A 2,077-nucleotide genomic window follows, 5' to 3' on the forward strand; every position below is an offset into this window, starting at 1 on the left:
GGGTCGAGACGCCGACGTTCGACTGATCCTTCTCGCCTGATCGTTTCGGCCGCGCCCCCGCAAGGGGCGCGAGGCCGAATTGCTTCAGCCGCCGCGGTTTCAGTCGCAGCTGTAGCGGAACGACCCGTCGAGGTCGAGCGGCAGCACCAGCGTGCGGATGCCGGCTGCTTTCGACGCGGCGCACAGCTTGTCGCGCGCACCGCTGGTGTTGTTCACGTAGTTGCTCTTGTATTCGGCGTTGAAGACCGGCTTGCCCTTGCCCGTGAAGGCCGAGTAGCCGCCGCACTCCGAGTACTCGTTGCACTGCTCGTTGACCGCGAAGTCGAACGACGGCTCGAGCGCCGCGAGCTGGTCCACGTCGTTCTTCAGCCCGATGGCCAGGCCGCGCAGGTGGGCCGCGGTGGCGAGGTAGCGGTTGTAGTCGAGCTGGTCCTGTTCGGTCAGCGGGAAGCCGCTCGAGTTGGTATAGCCGTCAACGTTGTCCGGCTCGACGCCATCGCAACCCTTGGACTGCGCCAGGTCGAGACGCGCGGCCATCACCGCGCGCACGTTGGCCGAGCGGATGTCCAGCCACTTCTCGCCGGCCCAACCGTCGAGCGCCTTGCCCTTGTCGGCGGTGGCGAACTTCGAATAGTCGGGACGCCAATCCTCGGAGCTGCCGGCCGAGAAGTAGCAGACCACCTTGCGGCCTGCGGCCTTCAGCTGCGCGATCGTCACCGCGCTGGCGTCGACCAGGTCGATGTCATAGACGGTCGCGTTGTACGAGGTGTTCAGCGTTCCGGTGAGCTGCCACTGCCACGTGGCTCCGGCGGCGGGCTTCCACCAGGTGCCGGGGGTCGGTGCGGGTGCGGGTGCGGGTGCGGGTGCGGGTGCGGGTGCAGGCGCCGGGGCCGGGGCCGGGGCCGGGGCCGGAGCGGGTGACGGTGCCGGTGCCGGTGCAGGCGTCGGAGCGGGCGCGGGTGCGGGTGCCGGCGTGGGAGCCGGGGCCGGCGCGGGCGCGGGGGTGGGCGCCGGAGCCGGTGCCGGCGTGCTGTTCAGCGGCAAGCGGAAGGCCTGCTGCGCGTTGCTCGTCGCACAGGTCGTCAGCGAGAACTCGGTGACGCCCACGCGCGTCGGCGCGGTCAGGCACAGCTTGCCGTCGTAGGTGGCGACTTGCGCGAGGCTGGTGCCCAGCGCGGCCAGGCGGAACTGCTGCGCCTTGCGGCCGTTGCAGTCGTCGAGGTCGACGAACGCGCCCGACTTGCTGCCGCGGGCCGTCACGCACAGGCCCGACGACGGGTTCTTGATCAGCACCAGGTTGCTCGCGCTGTCCGACGACACCGGCATGAACTGGAAGGCCTGTGCCGTGCCGGCATTGCAGGCGGCCAGCCGGATGTCCCAGCTGGAGGTCACCGTCTCGGTGCAGGCACCGAGCTTGTCGGCCACCAGCGTGCTCAGCGTGGTCGTCAGCTTCTTCGAGCCGGTGGCCGCGGCCGCCTCGATCGTGCGCTGGCCCTGGGCATCGGCCAGGTCATCGTTGGCCGTGTCGGCATCGCTGCCGCCGCAGGCGGCCAACAGGACGGCGCTGGAGCAAGCCAGGCCGAGCATCATCTTGTTCATGGTCGGGTTCCTTGTGGATCGTGCCTGTGCAGTACACCCGACTGCGCTCTCACAGTAAATGTGAAAGCGCTAACAAACGTGAGCAACGGTCACGGCGCACCGGTGCGCGGGGCCGACAGATGGGTCAGGCAGATCTCGTAGAGCGCGCCGACCAGGTCGGTCTGCGTGACCATGCCGACCAGCTTGCGCCGCTCGTCGACGACCGGGATGTGGTGCAGGCCGACATCCGCCATCAGCGGCACCAGCTCGACCGCCGGCGTCGATGCGAACGCGGTCTTCACCGGCGCGGTCATGATCTGCCCCACCACCTCATGGCGGTCGGAGTGCGAGTTCGTGTTGCGCGCGAGGAAAGCGCGCAGCCGCCGGCCGATGTCGCGACGGTCCTGCAGTTCGACCTGGGCCAGGAAATCCGATCGCGTGACGATGCCGATCACCTGCCGCGCCCGATTGACCACCGGCAGCGCCTGCACCGAGTGCG

Annotated in this window: 2 protein-coding genes; both read right to left on the reverse strand. The window is 69.4% G+C overall.

Annotated elements, in window-relative coordinates; translation table 11 throughout:
• Positions 1 to 99 precede the first annotated feature (99 nt).
• Complete coding sequence (locus tag AC1D01_RS31810; protein ID WP_477873505.1) at positions 100 to 1,599, reverse strand: endo alpha-1,4 polygalactosaminidase; 1,500 nt, start codon at positions 1,597 to 1,599, stop codon at positions 100 to 102.
• Positions 1,600 to 1,688: 89 nt separating this feature from the next.
• Positions 1,689 to 2,077, reverse strand: a 389-nt coding sequence (locus tag AC1D01_RS31815) for a CBS domain-containing protein (RefSeq protein WP_477873506.1), incomplete at its 5' end; no start/stop codon positions are given.

The organism is Rhizobacter sp. P3_B12 (assembly GCF_056402895.1).

Bases quoted from the DNA above. Each gene is read 5' to 3' on its own strand.
- AC1D01_RS31810 (WP_477873505.1), bottom strand. From the start codon at position 1,599: ATGAACAAGATGATGCTCGGCCTGGCTTGCTCCAGCGCCGTCCTGTTG.